The 16,643-nt window shown below is 60.0% G+C and carries 8 protein-coding genes; 5 read left to right on the forward strand and 3 right to left on the reverse strand.

Translation table 11 applies throughout. The features are described 5' to 3' along the window. The 4 genes from PRZ03_RS14895 to PRZ03_RS14910 all read left to right on the forward strand — a co-directional run. Positions 1–385 (forward strand): hypothetical protein (locus tag PRZ03_RS14895; RefSeq protein WP_273601037.1); only part of this gene is annotated, 385 nt, incomplete at its 5' end. A 313-nt stretch (positions 386–698) separates the two neighbouring features. After that, positions 699–1,283 carry an FxDxF family PEP-CTERM protein gene (locus PRZ03_RS14900; protein ID WP_273601038.1) on the forward strand — a complete coding sequence of 195 codons (585 nt, stop codon included), beginning with the start codon at positions 699–701 and terminating at the stop codon, positions 1,281–1,283. Positions 1,284–1,421: 138 nt separating this feature from the next. Continuing rightward, the gene (locus PRZ03_RS14905) at positions 1,422–3,119 is read left to right on the forward strand and encodes a type I secretion system permease/ATPase (protein ID WP_273601039.1); all 1,698 of its coding nucleotides are present in this window, start codon (positions 1,422–1,424) and stop codon (positions 3,117–3,119) included. Then, positions 3,116–4,480 (forward strand): HlyD family type I secretion periplasmic adaptor subunit, encoded by a 1,365-nt coding sequence (locus tag PRZ03_RS14910; protein WP_273601040.1) that lies wholly within the window; start codon positions 3,116–3,118, stop codon positions 4,478–4,480. Before PRZ03_RS14905 ends, PRZ03_RS14910 begins: the two co-directional genes overlap by 4 nt. Positions 4,481–4,613: 133 nt before the next feature. Here PRZ03_RS14910 and PRZ03_RS14915 read toward each other — a convergent pair whose 3' ends face one another. Beyond that, positions 4,614–11,756: a beta strand repeat-containing protein gene (locus tag PRZ03_RS14915; protein ID WP_273601041.1), complete on the reverse strand. Its 7,143-nt coding sequence runs from the start codon at positions 11,754–11,756 to the stop codon at positions 4,614–4,616. 198 nt (positions 11,757–11,954) lie between these two features. Here PRZ03_RS14915 and PRZ03_RS14920 point away from each other — a divergent pair, with 198 nt between their 5' ends. Beyond that, on the forward strand, positions 11,955–13,478 hold the full coding sequence (locus tag PRZ03_RS14920; protein ID WP_273601042.1) for a hypothetical protein: 1,524 nt from the start codon (positions 11,955–11,957) through the stop codon (positions 13,476–13,478). Between the two features lie 411 nt (positions 13,479–13,889). Here PRZ03_RS14920 and PRZ03_RS14925 read toward each other — a convergent pair whose 3' ends face one another. Both PRZ03_RS14925 and PRZ03_RS14930 read right to left on the reverse strand, forming a co-directional pair. Then, a complete protein-coding gene (locus PRZ03_RS14925; RefSeq protein WP_338109615.1) occupies positions 13,890–14,699 on the reverse strand; it encodes a substrate-binding periplasmic protein in 810 nt (269 codons plus the stop codon). Positions 14,700–15,025: 326 nt separating this feature from the next. Continuing rightward, entirely contained in the window at positions 15,026–16,570 is a 1,545-nt protein-coding gene (locus PRZ03_RS14930) for a methyl-accepting chemotaxis protein (protein WP_273601044.1), read from the reverse strand. Positions 16,571–16,643: the final 73 nt, after the last annotated feature.

The following is a 16,643-nucleotide window of genomic DNA, read 5'->3' on the forward strand; positions in this document are numbered from 1 at the left end:
CAATGCCGATCAGCGAGACACCGACAACGATGGTTACGGCAACGTCGTGGATGCCGACCTCAACCAGGACTTGATGGTGGACTTCTTCGATCTGTCGATGCTGGACAGCGTGTTCTACACCGAGGACCCGGATGCCGATTTGAATGGCGACGGGCTGGTGGACTTTTTCGATCTATCGATGCTGGATGATTTGTTTGGCAAGGCCCCAGGGTCCTCATACATCGATCTGCCGCACGGTGGGCACGGCGCGGTGGCGAATGCGTGGAAGCAAGGCGCCGACGCGCAGCAATTGGTCGAGGAGCATGTGTCGGAAGATATCTTGGAATTGACGCTGGTGGGTGTGCAGCATGGGCATGGCATTTCAACTTTGCTACACCTCGCTTGATGTGATGACCTATGCCCAGGGTAATCTTGCCTTTCGTTCGTGCCGCGGCCCTTGATGTAACCCCTTATTTGAGGGGTTGCAATGCAGTGTGTTGTAGTTAGGATATGAGGGTAACGTTGGTGTTAGTCCGCTCGGCGCGTGACCGAGGGGCTCATGAGCGAGTTTAGTGACAACTATTGAATTGTTCGTGTGGTCAGCCATCGCCACCCGGATAGCAAGTCGGTCAGATGGTGCAATTTGGGGTCTTCGTCGGCGCTGGAGTTGCTGCGCTGGAATGAGGCGTTACATAATTTGCCAAGGGATATAAACAATCATGATGAAGTCAATAATCGCCGGTTTTTCGCTTGCCGCTCTGTCCGTAGCTGCGCATGCTGCGCCTGAAGTCAAGCTTCAGCCGAGTTTCAATTCGGTGGCCGTTGGTCAAGAATTCGAAGTTTCGGTCAATGCTCTGGGCTTCGGTACAACGAGCGGTGGGCTAACGATCGATAACTTTACCGGCGGGCAAAAGCTGGATTTCACTTTTCAGAGCTCGAAGCTTCAAGTGTTGAGCGTGACTATTGATCCGCGCTGGACCTTTACCACCGGCAATAAAGTCGGCACGATCGATAACGTCAACGGAACCTTGAAAGGCGTTGCCTTTGGTGTGTTCCCGGCGACTACTGATGATGACTTTGCTATTGCCACCATCAAGGTGCGCGCCATTGGCGCTGGTAACGCAACACTTGATCTGACTAACGGAACATTCATTGGTAAGGTCAACAACAAGGCGGGTCAGGCCATCGCCGCGACGATGGGCCAGGCCGACGTCGTGGTGACAGCGGTACCTGAGCCGCAGACATTGGCCATGCTTTTGGCGGGTCTCGGTTTTGTTGGCTTTGTAGCGCGTCGCCGCGCTTGATTTTTCGAGGGGGACGCAGCTCTGAGGCAGCTTCCCCAAACTAGATGCACCGATCTGGTTGTTCATGGCTTTTTCCTTTAGGGCGCCGTTCATACCCCCAATCGACCAGGGTTTGAACGGCGTTCACACATCTAAGACGTGAAAACATACCTCAAGCGCGCCGCCTTCTTTTTTCGCTATGCATGGCTGTTCAGCCTGTTCATCAATCTGACGCTGTTGCTGTCTCCGCTGTACATGCTGCAGGTCTACGACCGCGTCTTGGCATCTCGCAGCTTGCCGACGCTGGCCATGTTGACCCTGGGTGTGTCCTTGGGCTATTTGGTCTACATCGGGCTCGAGACTCTCCGCTCCAGAATTTTGGTCCAGGCCGGGCTGGCATTGGACGAGATGCTGTCTAGCCGCGTGATGGACGTCTTGTTTGAGCGGGCTGCGCAAATCGGTGGTGAGCGGCATGCGGGATCGATCAGGGATGTAGCCGTGCTGCGTCAGTACCTGACTGGTAATGGGCTATTTGCCTTTTTTGATGCGCCTTGGGGCCTCGCCTTCCTGGCGATTATTTTCGTCATTCACTGGGCGCTGGGAGTGACCGCGCTGCTGGGTATGGCGATTCTGGTCCTGATGACTTTTATCGATGATCGTCGAACTCGGCCCATGCTGCAGGAGGCCAATCTGCAGTCACGCGAGTCTGGGCGTTATCTTGATGGTGCGCTGCGCAATGCCGAGGTGATCAAAGCCATGGGCATGCGGGCTAACGTTGTCGCGCGCTGGAGTGGCCGCAATGCCCGTGTGATGGCGACGCAGGCCGGGGCAAGCGACCGCGCCGGTGTCATCGTGGCAAGCTCCAAAGGTGTCAGGCAGTTGCTGCAGACCGCCATGCTGGGTTTGGGGGCGTATTTGGTCATCACGCAGAATTTGAGTTCCGGCACCATGATTGCCGCGACCATTTTGCTGGGCAAGGCGACGGCGCCCTTGGAATTGGCGATCGGAGGTTGGAAGGGCTTTGTGGAGGCGCGCGCCGCATATGGGCGTTTGGATGCGATCTTGAAGCTTCCGCAAGACGCGCCAACTGCGGTGCAGTTACCGGACCCCGTCGGCGCGCTTGCAGTCGATCGGGTTGTATTTGGAGCGGCATCTGGCCAGCCGCCCATTCTGAAGGGTGTGTCTTTTGCGCTGGCGCCTGGCGAATGCCTGGCGGTGATCGGCCCGAGTGCTGCGGGCAAATCGACCTTGGTAAGGGTGTTGCTTGGGCTGTGGCGGCCACAGTCAGGAACGGTCCGGCTTGACGGCGCTAGCTTGGCAGACTGGCCCAGTCATTTGATAGGGCCACATATCGGCTACCTTCCTCAGGAGATTGAGCTGCTTTCTGGGACCGTTGCCGAGAACATTGCTCGCATGAGTTATGCGGAGCAAGCGTCAGAGGCGATCGTCAAGGCTGCAAAGACCGCCGGAGCCCATGAAATGATTTTGAAGCTTCCGCAAGGTTACGACACCGAGATTGGCGAGACAGGCCAGAAATTGTCGGGTGGACAAAAGCAGCGCATCGGATTGGCTCGCGCCTTGTTTGGACAGCCTCGCTACGTTGTACTGGATGAGCCCAACTCCAATCTGGACAAGGAAGGCGAAGAAGCGCTTGTCGATGCAATACGTGTGCTCAAGGGCTTAGGCACCACGCTCATTTTTGTGACGCACAAGCCGTCTTTGGTCAAGCATGCGGACAAAGTCTTGGTGCTCGAGTCTGGCAATGTTTTGGCCTTTGGGCCGCGCGAGGCCGTATTGGCGAAATTGCAACTGCCATCGGCTTCTGCTGCGGCAAGCCGTGGAGGTGACATCGAATGAGCCGCCAGTCTGAAAAATCGCCAGCGTGGCAATCAAACCAGGACTCGGAACGTGCTGATGGCTCGCCTGCCTTTCAAAAGGGTGCCCGCATCGGGAGGGCCGGCGCATTGGCCATCGCCATCCTGTTTGGCGTCACAGCGCTTTGGCTAGGTTTGGCTCCTTTGAATGGTGCTGTCGTCATGCCGGCGCAAGTGAAGGTCGAGAACTATCGCAAGACTGTTCAACATTTGGAGGGCGGCATTGTGCGTGCGATCCTGGTGAAGTCTGGCGACCATGTCAAAGCAGGGCAGGCACTGTTGCAGCTTGAAGAGGTGCAGGCCGATGCCGCCGTAGAGGGTTTGCAGGATCAGCTAGATGCCGAGCGCATCCGAGGTGCCCGAGCAGATGCTGAAAGGCTGCGGCGGCCCTCTCTTGAATTCGCGAGCCAGTTGCGTGAACGCTCGTCACGTAGCAGCAAGCTGCAGTCACTGCTGTTGGCAGAGAGTGAATTGTTTGCTGCCCGCAGAAAGCAGTGGCTTGGGCAAACGGCGCTGCTGCGTAGTCAGGCGCAGCAAGTCAGTGCCGAGATGCAGAGCATTCAAGAGCAAATGGTGGCGGCCAATGTCAATCGGAAGCTACTCGTTGATGAATTGGTGATCAACCAAGATCTGCATAAACGCGAGTTTGTGCAGCAAACCCGGCTGATGGGCTTTGAGCGGGCCTTGGCCGACAAGGATGAAAAGCGTGGCGAATACAGCGCTGACATTGCTCGAGCGCGGCAGAAGCTGATTGAGATCGAGCTGAAAATCAGCAGCTTGCAAGATGAATACATCAGGCGTGCGTCCGACGAATACTCAGACTCAAATCGGCGGATTCTTGAGTTGCAGGAGCGCATTCGGCCTTTGAGCAATGCACTCGCTCGCCAAGTGGTCACCGCGCCGACCTCGGGCGAAGTTGTCGACCTGCGCGTTCACACCGTTGGCGGCGTGATTGGGCCACGCGATGTGCTGATGGAAATCGTGCCCGAGAAGCAAACCTTGCTGATTGAAGGCAAGATGCGGCCGGAAGACGTAGCCGACCTGGTTCCCGGCCAACATGTTGACGTTCAAATAACGGCATTCAAGCAACGCACAACGCCCTTGTTAGCGGGGCGAGTGAGCTACGTCTCGGCGGACACGATCATTGAGAACGTGAACGGCATGCCGATGCCACACTACGTCGTGCAAGTGAGCGTCGACCCCGATTCCGAGGCCGCCATGCCCGCTCGTTTATCGCCGGGCATGCCAGCGGTTGTGTTTATCCAAACCAAAGCTCGAACGGCCATGGACTATTTGTTACAGCCGCTGACTGACTCCATGAGGAATGCTTTCAGGGAACATTGATTGATCGACAGATTCTTGGGCTTTGATGGATGGCTAGCGTGATAGCCAAGGCAAATCGAAGGCGCGGAGTGAATGCCTTCGTTGACGGTCAACTACCGGGGTGATCAACCGATTGGTGGGCTTGCTCCGCCATTCATGCCAATGCTTCGAAGTGGCCGTTGAAATGAGCGGCGCGCACACCGACCAGCTCCAATTCCCATGAATCCAACTTGACGTGGTGATTTGAAGCATGCTCTGCGACCGAATCGGAACTCCAAGCGCTGAACTTGATACTGTCTGCAGGCCAGTTTGCACTGGATTGCTCCGGCAGCGAAATCTGCTGGCTTGTTTCGAAGTAGTGACTTTCGATTGGGTCATATCGCGATGCCGAGTCTCGCAAGGCAGCGCCATAGTGCCACCCCTTCTGGAAACTGCTCACTTGGAACAGGTCAAAGTCAAACTCATCGACACTAGCTTTACTAATGTGTGGACCCTCAACAGGCAGCGCGATTCGGCTGATGCCGTCGATGCTGACCGCGGTGCTTGAGGTCGCGTCCGGTCCGCCGGGAGGCTGGTCGATGAATGACGGCCCTGGCGCCTTGCCGAACAAGTCGTCCAGCATCGACAGATCGAAGAAGTCCACCAGCCCGTCTCCATTCAGATCCGCGTCTGGGTCTTCCGTGTAGAACACGCTGTCCAGCATCGACAGGTCGAAGAAATCGACCATCATGTCTTGGTTCAGGTCGGCGTCAACGATATTGCCGTACCCGTCCCCATCCGTGTCACGCTGATCAGCGTTAGCCACAAAGATCGCGTTGTCGTGGAAGTCGCCTACCCCATCGTCGTCGCTGTCAAGCATCAGCCGCACTTGCGTCGACGCGGCTTGGCCCGCTGCGCTGGCCGTGGCGATGAACTCGCCCACCAAGCCGGTGGCGAGGTTCAGATGCGTCGCGAACGTTCCATTGCCGGCCGTGTCCAGGTCCAACACACCGGTTGCCTTGTTGTAGCGCAAGGCGCTGAATCGCACGCCAGAAACATCGATGAAATCGTTGAAGCCGAGGTCGGTGATGCGGTCCTGCTGCAGGTTTGCACCCGTGTCAGCAAAATGGTCGGCGCCCGCGCCGCCTGTCAAGGTGTCGGCCGCGGCGCCACCGGTCAGCGTGTTGTTCGCAGCGTTGCCCACCAGCACATTGGCCGCAGCATTGCCGGTCGCGTTGATCGCCGTCAACCCGGTAAGGGTGAGATTTTCAATGTTGGTGCCGAGGGAGTAGGTGATGCTGGACTGGACGGTGTCACTGCCTTCGTTGAGCAACTCAGTGATGTTGTCCCCGGCTGAGTCGACCACATAGCTGTCGTTGCCTGCGCCGCCGAGCAAGGTGTCATTGCCCGCTCCGCCATTCAGTACATCGTCTCCGAGGCCACCGGTCAAGGTATTGGCCGCGGAGTTGCCGATGAGGATGTTGTTCAGTGCGTTGCCAGTGCCATTGAGGGCGGCTGTGCCGGTGAGGGTGAGGTTCTCGACGTTGGCGGTCAGCGTATAGCTGCTGCTGGACTGGACGGTATCGGTGCCTTCGTTGAGCAACTCGGTGACCGTGTCGCCGGCGGTGTCGATGACGTAGGTGTCGTTGCCGGTGCCGCCTAGCAGGGTGTCGTTGCCAGCGCCGCCGTTGAGGGTGTCGTTGCCTGCGCCACCGTGGATGTAGTCGTTCATCGCACCCGCGGCCGCTGCCGAGTTGTCGATCACGTCGTTGCCTGAACCGGTCATGACGAGCATGCGCTCGACGTTGCTCACCGTCACGCCGTTGACCACCTGTGCGGCCCCTGCTTTATTGACCCAGTTGATGGCCGACGTCGCACCACTCCAGTCAGCGTACAACGTGTCGACGTCAGCGCCGCCGTCGTACTTGGTGCCCGTGCCGTGAACGATCAGCAGGTCTTTGGTTGAACTGCCGACCAATACGCTCCAGTTCTCGACGTTCTTGATGTCCAACTGCGTGGTCCATCTTCCGTGGTTGTTGTCGTAGTACTGCAGGTAAGCTGTCGTCGTCGCCGACAGTAATGAGGTCACGTCCGCGTAGCTTGCGTCCGGCATGACGGCAGTGGCGGTGTTGTCTACGCCACCGCCGTCACGCGACCAGCGGGTTTGGTAGGTGGTCCCGACACCTGGATTGATCGCTGTGAGGGTCACCGTGTCGTTGCCCGACCCCCCGTCCACGCTGCCATTGGTGATGGTGATCGTGTCGTTGTCTGCCCCACCGTCCGCCGTGCCGCTGGTGAGTTTGATGGTGTCGTTGCCGGCACCCCCGAAGATGGTGTCTGTTCCAGTCCCCCCATTGATGTTGTCGTCACCCGCCCCGGCATTGATGTAGTCATTTGTGTTCCCCACGGCCGCTGCAGAGTTGTCGATCACGTCGTTGCCTGAGCCGGTCGTGACGAGCATGCGCTCGACGTTGCTTACCGTCACGCCGTTGACCACCTGCGCGGCCCCGGCGTTATTGACCCAGTTGATGGCCGACGTTGCACCACTCCAGTCGGCGTACAACGTGTCGACGTCAGCGCCGCCGTCGTACTTGGTGCCCGTGCCGTGAACGATCAGCAGGTCTTTGGTTGAACTGCCGACCAATACGCTCCAGTTCTCGACGTTCTTGATGTCCAACTGCGTGGTCCATCTTCCGTGGTTGTTGTCGTAGTACTGCAGGTAAGCTGTCGTCGTCGCCGACAGTAATGAGGTCACGTCCGCATAGCTTGCGTCCGGCATGACGGCAGTGGCGGTGTTGTCTACGCCACCGCCGTCACGCGACCAGCGGGTTTGGTAGGTGGTCCCGACACCCGGATTGATCGCTGTGAGGGTCACCGTGTCGTTGCCCGCCCCCCCGTCCACGTTGCCGGTGGTGATTGTGATCGTGTCGTTGTCTGCCCCACCGTCCACCGTGCCGCTAGTGAGTTTGATGGTGTCGTTGCCGGCACCCCCGAAGATGGTGTCTGTCCCAGTCCCCCCATTGATGTTGTCGTCATCCGCCCCGGCATTGATGTAGTCATCGGTGGTCCCCACGGCCACTGCCGAGTTGTCGATCACGTCGTTGCCTGATCCAGTGGTGATCAGCAATCGCTCGACGTTGCTCACGCGCACGCCGTTAACCGTCTGTGCGGCCCCGGCGTTGTTGACCCAGTTGATCGCCTTCGTCGCGCCGCTCCAGTCGGCATACAGCGTGTCGGCGCCAGCGCCGCCGTCGTACTGCGTGCCCGTGCCGTGGATGATCAGCAGGTCTCTGGTTGAACTGCCGACCAATACGCTCCAGTTCTCGACGTTCTTGACGTCCAACTGCGTGATCCATTTAGCGCTTTCGCTGGCGCAGTACTGCAGGTAAGCCGTCTTCGCCACCACCAGAAATGACGTCACGTCCGCATTACTCGAGTCCGGCGTCACCGCAGCGGCGGAGTTGTAAGCCCCACTGCCATCACTCGACCAGCGAGTGTTGTAGTACACCCCGACTCCCGCCGTGATCGACGTGAGGTTCACCGTGTCGTTGCCCGTGCCCCCGTCCACACTGCCGCTCGTGATGGTGATCGTGTCGTCATCCGCACCCCCGTCTACCGCGCCGCTGGTGAGTTTGATAATGTCGTTACCGGCACCTCCGAAGATGGTGTCCGTTCCAGTCCCCCCATTGATGTTGTCGTCACCCGCCCCGGCATTGATGTAGTCATCGGTGGTCCCCACGGCCACTGCCGAGTTGTCGATCACGTCGTTGCCTGATCCAGTGGTGATCAGCAATCGCTCGACGTTGCTCACGCGCACGCCGTTGACCGTCTGTGCGGTCCCGGCGTTGTTGACCCAGTTGATCGCCGTCGTCGCGCCGCTCCAGTCGGCATACAGCGTGTCGGCGCCAGCGTCGCCGTCGTACTGCGTGCCCGTGCCGTGGACGATCAGCAGGTCTCTGGTTGAACTGCCGACCAATACGCTCCAGTTCTCGACGTTCTTGACGTCCAACTGCGTGCGCCAAACCAAGAAGTTGGCGTCGAAGTACTGCAAGCAAGCCGTATTCGCTGCCGACAGGAATGACGCCACGTCCGCATTGCTTGAGTCCGGCTTCACGGCAGCGGCGGTGTCGTATATCCCACTGCCGTCTATCGACCAGCGGGTGTTGTAGTACGTCCCGACTCCCGGATTGATCGCTGTGAGGGTCACCGTGTCGTTGCCCGACCCCCCGTCCACGCTGCCATTGGTGATGGTGATAGTGTCGTTGTCTGCCCCACCGTCCACCGTGCCGCTGGTGAGTTTGATGGTGTCGTTGCCGGCACCCCCGAAGATGGTGTCTGTTCCAGTCCCCCCATTGATGTTGTCGTCACCCGCCCCGGCATTGAGGTAGTCATTTGTGTTCCCCACGGTCGCGGCAGAGTTGTCGATCACGTCGTTGCCCGAGCCGGTCGTGACGAGCATGCGCTCGACGTTGCTCACCGTGATGCCGTTGACCACCTGCGCGGCCCCGGCGTTATTGACCCAGTCGATGGCCGACATCGCGCCACTCCAGTCAGCGTACAACGTGTCGACGTCAGCACCGCCGTCGTACTTGGTGCCCGTGCCGTGAACGATCAGCAGGTCTTTGGTCGAACTGCCGACTAAAACGTTCCAGTTCTCGACGTTCTTGACGTCCAACTGCGTGCGCCACACCAAGAAGTTGGCCTCGAAGTACTGCAAGTAAGCCGTATTCGCTGCCGACAGGAATGACGCCACGTCCGCATTGCTTGAGTCCGGCTTCACGGCAGCGGCGGTGTCGTCTATCCCACTGCCGTCTCTCGACCAGCGGGTGTTGTAGTACGTCCCGACTCCCGGTTTGATCGCCGTGACGGTCACTGTGTCGTTGCCCGTGCCCCCGTCCACGCTGCCATTGGTGATCGTGATCGTGTCGTTGCCGCTGTCTCCAAACAACTGATCGACGCCGCCTGCCCCATTGATTCTGTCGTTTCCGCCGCCGCCATAAATGATGTCGTTGCCTGGCGTGCCGGTAATGTCATCATCCCCGTCGCCGTTGTAGGTGCCGTTGGTCGTAGACCCGCGGTAGGCGGTCGAGCCGTCCGTGCTGCCGGTGGCCTGGCTGGCGCTCCATGCCGCGACGAGGTCGTAGTTGTGCTGGGTGCCATTCAAGTTCAGACCGAACGACTCGACTTGACTTGCCGCGGTTGCCATGCCGCTGAGGCGGACCTCCTGCAAAACCTGCCCGGCGGTGTTCCTGATCAGGATGTCAAGGTTGGCTCCGTCCTTGACGAACAGCAGCTTGAGACGGTCAGCAGCATTGGCCAAGACTTCGATCGAGTCCGTCCCAGAGGCATCCGCAACCAATGCGACCCGCGTGGGCGCAAAGATGTTCGTCGCCTGGATCCGGAACACGTCATTTCCGGTTCCGCCGTCCAGCGAATCGACACCGTCAAAGCTTTCCAGCGTGTCGTCGCCGGCCTCGCCGAAGACGAGGTCCTGGATCCCATCGGTGCCGCCATTGAGCAAGTCGTTGTTGTCGCCGCCATGCAGTTGGTCGAAGTTAGCCCCGCCATACAACTCGTCGTTTCCAGTGCCGCCATCAAGCGTGTCGTTGCCATTGCGGCCCCACATCACATCGTTCCCGGCGCCGCCGTGCATGGCGTCGCCCGCCGAGGTCCCCAGGATGTACGAATCGTTGCCCTCCGTGCCGTCAATCACCAGTGGCAGAGCATCCTCCACGCTCGTGAAGTTCCAGGTTTGCGACTGCCCCTCGCTCACCATGACCAAGGCGGCCGGTCGATAGGCTTGCGTCGGCGCCAGCCAGTCCTTCAACGTGACAGACCGTTCGCCCCACGAGCCGGAGAAGACGAGATTCAAGTCATCGCCGCCATCGACGATGTCACCAAGGCGTACCGATCCCAGGCCATCGGAGACGAAGTAGATCGTGTCCCGCTGTTCCCCGTTAGGGCCGCCCAATGCAATCGGTGCGTTGGCAATGGGCTTCACCACCAGCGCATCGCGGCCTGTGCCCCCGTCCACCAGTTGATTCCCTGAAGTCGCCACGATCACGTCGTTGCCGCCGCCACCCGACAGGACCGCACCACCAATGCCGGAGATCAGGTTGTTGGTCGCGTCGCCGGTGACGGCACGCAGCAGCACGGGGGAGTCGGCGGCGGTTTCATTGAGCGTCAGTGGCGCGTCGGTGATCAGCCGCAGCATCGACTCCAAATAATTGCCCATGCCATGCATGGTCAGCGTCGGAAGTTTGCCCGTGGTTGAGTCGGTAATGGTAGCGTATCGGTCATGCACCAACACGCCACCGACGGGGACACCCTTGATGTCGATATTGAGCACGGTGCCCAGATCCGCACTGCCGATGTTGGAGACGGGGTCGCTCGCGAACGGGTTCAGGATCGTTGAGAAGCCGGTATCCGAGTGCTCGAACTGAAACAGTCGAGGGGCAATATCAAAGTCCCGCTCGGAACTGCTCCAGTTCTGCAGCAAGGGATTGATCATCGTGGATGAAATTCCCTCCTTGATCACCCATTGAACGAGATCAACGAGCGTCATTGGCAGCGAAGTACCCCCTGACAGGACCACCTGGTACCCAGCCAACGCAAGCTCGGCAACGATTTCAGTACTGGTGGGCTTTTGCGGGTCGGTCAGGATGCTCGGTGCACCAAACGTAAAAGCACTGACGAAGGGGAGCAGCGCTGCAGCATTTACGCCCACCAGACCAGCGTCTTTCCAGATTCTGTCGCCCGCCTTCAGCGGTACATCGTCCCCAGGCATGTTCCATATGCCGCGATCTGGGGCGATGAATAGATCCAATAGCGCAGCCTGGGCTGCGGCGCCACCCAGGCTGTGCCCTGCCAGAACAATCCGGACGTCCTTGCCGCTGGCTTTGTCGGCGGCGGCATCCTGCAGCAGCCCAACAAGGACGTCGCGTAGCGATTCGTAGTAGTTACTGAACCCGTACTGCGCCAGGTTGTTGTGGAGCCAGTCGTTCACCTCGTTGTCAGAGCCTCGCAGCGTGAAGGCATAGGTAACTCCATTGCTGCCGTCCAGATGTTTGGCGGCGAAGGCATATGCCGTCGAGCTCGTGGCGCCTGGGCCGCCTGAAGAGAACATGCCGCCAGCGGCGTCGAGCCCCCATTTGGAGATCGGCACCCAATCCATAGCAGCGAGCGCCGATACCAAGGTGGTCTGTTGCGAGCTTACCGGGTCGCTGAGATAGGCGATATCGGAAAGCCGCGCCGCCTGGACAGCCAGATTCAGGTCGTAAGAATAGGCCGTATCTATTATGGAATCTCTGACGGACATTCTTCTTCCCCCCATATCGCACGCTGCCACCTATGGGTGGTAGCGATTTCAGTCATCAACATTTTGGCAGCACCTTTGTAAGCAAACGTGCGTAACGGCGTTGACCTTACCCGTCCGTTCTGCAGACACCCCTGACAGTTTTGACACTTCACAGCGCCCGGCCCATACTCCGCCCCGGTCCAGGGAGAGGAGCCAACAATGCAGATCGAGATCGACGCTCGGAACAATCGCGCGTGGCTGGATGGGGTGACAGTTCAACCGCGGCAGCAGTGGCTGTGTGCTTTTCTGCAGTTGCTGGTCCAGAGCAGCAGCCGGGCAGGGCGGCGCCTGACGCGGGCGGACCTGGAACAGGCGCTGCAGCGTTTTGGGCGCGGCGCCGTGCCCTTGCACGCCAAACAGGTGCAGCGGCTGGTTGATGGCTTGCGGGCGCTGTTTGCGTCGCAAGGCATGGGCGAGGACTTCGACGCCCGCTTTGTTTGCGAACCCGCTCACAAGACGGCCGGCCCCTGGGGCTGGACGCCGCAACCCGGCGACGCGTTGGTGCAGCGAGGGGGGCAGGAGCAGCAGGGGGCGGCGCCCAGTTCATCAGGTGTCGACTGGCTGCCCACGCTCGCTGCGCCCGAGAGCCATCACCAAGCCGTGATCGTGGCCATGCAGATGCAGCAGGCCATGGCGCAGCAGTGGGATGGCAACACGGCGCTGGCCCTGGAGGCACTGGATTCGCCCACGGCCTGGGAGGGCGCCAGCCGCAAGATGTTGGCCTTGCGCGAGCTCAAGCGCGCCGATCTGTTTGCCAACCTGCGGGACTTTGATACCGCCGAGCGGTGCCTTGACGCAGCGGTAGCGTTGACATCCGGCAGGCACACGCTGGCCGATTCGGTGGTGAGTTCGATGGCGCATGTGTCACGCATGCGCCTGCACTACTCGCGCTCGCCCGCGCTGCATTTCCAAGAAATCCTGGATGCAGCCCATGGGGTCGGTACCGCGCAGATGCCGATGCCCGGCGAGGCAAGTCCCTGCGGCTTCGCAGACCGATGGAACTTGCTGATGCTGTGTGAGCGGCGCTGGCTGGAGGCGCATGTACGCACGGCGGATACTGCAGCCTGGGCGGCGCACCTGCATGCCATGGAACGCCTCGGGCATGGGGCCTTGTTCATGTGCCTGGCAGCGCATCTTCATGAGCGGGCGCAGAACATTTGCGCCAATCTAGCCTACGCCTATCAGCGGCTGTCAGCACTGGCCGCCACGCGGACGCCCGACGGCGCCAGTGAGAGCACCCAGCACCTGGAGGCGGCGATTGAATGGCACGCGTTGTCGCTCAGCTATCGACTGCGATTTGACCTGCCCGACAACTCGGCCTACGACCTGATCTTCCTCGGTGAGCTGTGGCTGTCAGGCCCAAAGGCACGTGCCGCTTTTGAACGCTACGCGTATCACATCGCATGGTTGGGGCTGCGCCCTGATGAGGCAGAGTTCTACCAACGCGCCTGGGAATGCGCGTCGATCATCAACGACCCCCGGCAGATGGCCTACTGCGCGCTGAACAAACTGGGCTTTGCGCGCCACACACGGAACGGCGCGATCCAAGACTTGGCGCTGCAGGAACTGCGATGCGTGCTCGGCGCCCACCCCAATTTGGTACAGCTGCTGGCTCACGAGGGATATGCTGTGCCCAAGGTGCGCTTGCAATCCGGAGTTGGCTCCAACCTCAGACCAGATTGACCAACCGTGTCGGTTGCCATGGGCGCGGCACGGTCAATTAGCCGCCTGTTTGCGGCGCCGCCGGCCGACACCGCACCCCGGCCTGCCCTACGCCCGAACGCTGCCGAACGGCTGGTAAGTGAGGTGCCACGGTCATTCGGACCGCAAGCTGTTCAATGTCTGGTGCCGGCGGCAGCGGTCGCTCGGCCGCCAAAAGCCAGCGAGTACAGACGCCCTGGTGCTGAGGTTCGTTGAACTTCAGCTTTGGGCACGGAATTGCCACGCAGTCAGTGCCTTCGAAATGTCCGGGCCAGCGTCAGTCCGACAGTTCGAACAGGCGCCGCAAAGCTGACTTTGGGTTCGCCGACTGTTTTGGTCAAGGGCGGCTTACTGGCTATCTACGGCTCTGCTTAGTGGATCGCCAGAAAGCAGTCATAACCAGTCTGCCGTTTGCTTGATCACTGCAGCCAATTCGCCGCTGGCCTTCATCTCGGCCAGGCTTTTGTTGAACAAAGCCAGTCGGCTAGAGAAGTCCGTGCTTGTGCGCGTCAGCGCCGCATGGAGTGGCATCTCGGTCAAGGCTGGTTCCAGCCACACCAACTGTTTGGCCGCGCTCCGCAGCGTTGTTTTCAGCAGCCGAAAAGCCACGCCCTTGTCGATCAAGGCCAGGTCGATCCGGCCTGCCAGCAATTTGCGCAAATTACCCAAATCGTTGAGCGCCTCGTCGCGCTGCAGATGAGCCAGCTCAAAGGCAGGCGGGTTGACATAGCCGCGCACCGTGCCGATGTGAAGCGTCGTCAATTTACCAAGATCACTGACCTCAAGCGAGCTGCCAGCGCGGGCCATGAAACCGATACGGTTGGCAATACCCAGCGGCTCGGAATAGGCCAGATAAGCTTCCCGTTTAGGATCAAGCCAGGATCCAACAATACCGTCGCAAAGCCCACGCTGTGCTTCGGCCAACACGCGCGCCCAGGGGCGGTAATCCACGCTCATCGCAAACCCCGCGCGTGCCAGTGCCGCGCGGGTTATTGCCACCGCTGGGCCACCCTCGACCAGCGATTCGCTCATATAGGGAGGGTATTCCGTGGTGAGGAAGATCAGTGCTTGCTGCTGCTTCGCTGGAGTTTCAGCCGCTAGTATTGACGGCTTGGCACCGAATGAGCCAGCGGCCAGCGCGAGTAGCATGTTTCGGCGTCCAGGCATGAATTGCTTCTTTTCAAATGCAGAGTGGACAAGCATGACTGTCGCATTTGTGCCAAGGATCAGTGTGAGCGAGTCTAAACGAGTAACTGATGTCTGAACTCCGAAGGGACCACAATGGAGTCGTCGGGTGTCGCACGGGCGTAAATGGCGTTGTCGTAGGCAGACCTGAAGTGGCTTCTGTGCCGAGGCTGGCCGGCTCGGCACAAGCCGGCCAGCAGCAACTGCTGCTGCAAAAACGCACAAACCAAGCTACCGAATCGGTCGAACCCTGGCGCTGAGGGCGCGCAGCAATGATCGCGCGCGAGGGGCGACTGCTATGGGCACTGAGTTGCCACGCAGTCAGTACCTCAAACACCGAGCGATCAGCGGTCGCCCTTAAGTCGGAACACGGCGACGGCGTGCACCAACTGCTCCGCTTGAGTGCGCAGGCTTTCGGCGGCCGCGGCCGATTCTTCGACCAAGGCGGCATTCTGCTGGGTTGCTTTGTCCATGTGTGTGACGGCTTCCCCGACCTGGGCCACGCCCTGGCTCTGCTCGACGCTGGCTGCGCTGATCTCGCCGACGATGTCGGTGACCCGGCGAATTGACGCGACGACCTCGGTCATTGTGCTGCCGGCTCGGTCCACCAGAGCCGTCCCCTGCTCAACCCGCTCGACACTGGCTCCGATCAAGCTCTTGATCTCCTTGGCTGCGTCGGCGCTGCGTTGCGCCAGGGTGCGCACCTCACCGGCCACCACCGCGAACCCGCGACCCTGTTCACCCGCCCGGGCGGCCTCCACCGCCGCATTGAGTGCGAGGATATTGGTCTGGAAGGCAATGCCGTCGATGACGCCGATGATGTCGCTGATCTTGCGTGAGCTGTCGTTAATGTCTTTCATGGTGGCGACCACCTGGGCCACCACCTCGCCCCCCTGTGTGGCCACGCTGCTGGCGCTCTGCGCCAGTTGGTTGGCTTGGCGGGCGTTATCGGCGTTATGTCTGACGGTTGCACCCAGTTCTTCCATGGAGGCCGAGGTCTGCTCCAGCGCGCTGGCTTGCTGCTCGGTCCGGGCAGAGAGATCGTTGTTGCCGGAAGCGATTTCTGCGCTGGCCGTTGCGACGCTTTCCGAGCCTTGGCGCACCGTGTGCACGACCTGGGCGAGGCTTTGCTGCATCGTGTCCAAGGACTGGACCAGCAGACCAATCTCATCTCGACCGCGAACCTCCAGGGTGGCCGTCAGATCGCCTGCGCCTATCCTTTCGGCAATACGGCTGGCATGGGCCAGGCCACCGGAGATGCTGCGCGACAGATGCCAGCTCAACAGGCTTGCCAACACGATGGCGATCACAAAAAGCACGGCGCCCATGATGTATATCTGCCGAAAAGCGGCTTTCACCTCGGCTTGGGCCGCTCTGACGCTCTCTACCTCTCCATCGACCAGTTGCTGAGTCACGCGGATGTATTCATCGGTGGCGGGCGCAAACTTCTTCTGCACCAGATCCCGCGCGCCTTCGCTCTCTCCGGCGGCTTTCAGGCTATTGACTTCGTCGCGTACGGCCAACCAGCTTTTGCGGACCTCTCCGACCCGGTCGGCACGTTGCCGTGAGGCGGGGTCCTGTACCATCTCGAGAAATGCCTTTTGCGTCTCCGAGGTCTGCTTGGTGGTGTCGGCCATCTGGTCTTTGAAGAAGGCCAGCAGCGTCCCGCCTTCGGAAAACGCCACCGCCAGCGAACGCGCTGAGTTCTGGCGTACATGGCCTTGCCAGTAGCTTGCCAGCTGCACCAATGCGGCCGAACGCTCCATCCTTTCGGTCGCAGCAGCCGCTTTCTCGACGCGCAAGGCCGTAACCGCAGCGAGCAGGATGAACAGCAGGATCACGGTCCCAAAGCCCAGTTGCAGTCGGGTCGATATCTTTAAGTCATTCATGCTTTGTCTCCTATGGATCGATTGACGCCTTGAGTGCAGGGTTGTCGGCAAGTGTAGAAATCAACTCGCCGGG

Origin of the sequence: Roseateles albus (assembly GCF_028595345.1) — a bacterium.
Lineage (GTDB): Bacteria > Pseudomonadota > Gammaproteobacteria > Burkholderiales > Burkholderiaceae_C > Paucibacter_A > Paucibacter_A albus.

What these genes read in the sequence shown, in the direction of transcription:
- PRZ03_RS14900 (WP_273601038.1), top strand. Translation starts at nt 699, where the DNA reads ATGATGAAGTCAATAATCGCCGGTTTTTCGCTTGCCGCTCTGTCCGTA.
- PRZ03_RS14910 (WP_273601040.1), top strand. Translation starts at nt 3,116, where the DNA reads ATGAGCCGCCAGTCTGAAAAATCGCCAGCGTGGCAATCAAACCAGGAC.
- PRZ03_RS14915 (WP_273601041.1), bottom strand. Translation starts at nt 11,756, where the DNA reads ATGTCCGTCAGAGATTCCATAATAGATACGGCCTATTCTTACGACCTG.
- PRZ03_RS14920 (WP_273601042.1), top strand. Translation starts at nt 11,955, where the DNA reads ATGCAGATCGAGATCGACGCTCGGAACAATCGCGCGTGGCTGGATGGG.
- PRZ03_RS14925 (WP_338109615.1), bottom strand. Translation starts at nt 14,699, where the DNA reads ATGCTTGTCCACTCTGCATTTGAAAAGAAGCAATTCATGCCTGGACGC.
- PRZ03_RS14930 (WP_273601044.1), bottom strand. Translation starts at nt 16,570, where the DNA reads ATGAATGACTTAAAGATATCGACCCGACTGCAACTGGGCTTTGGGACC.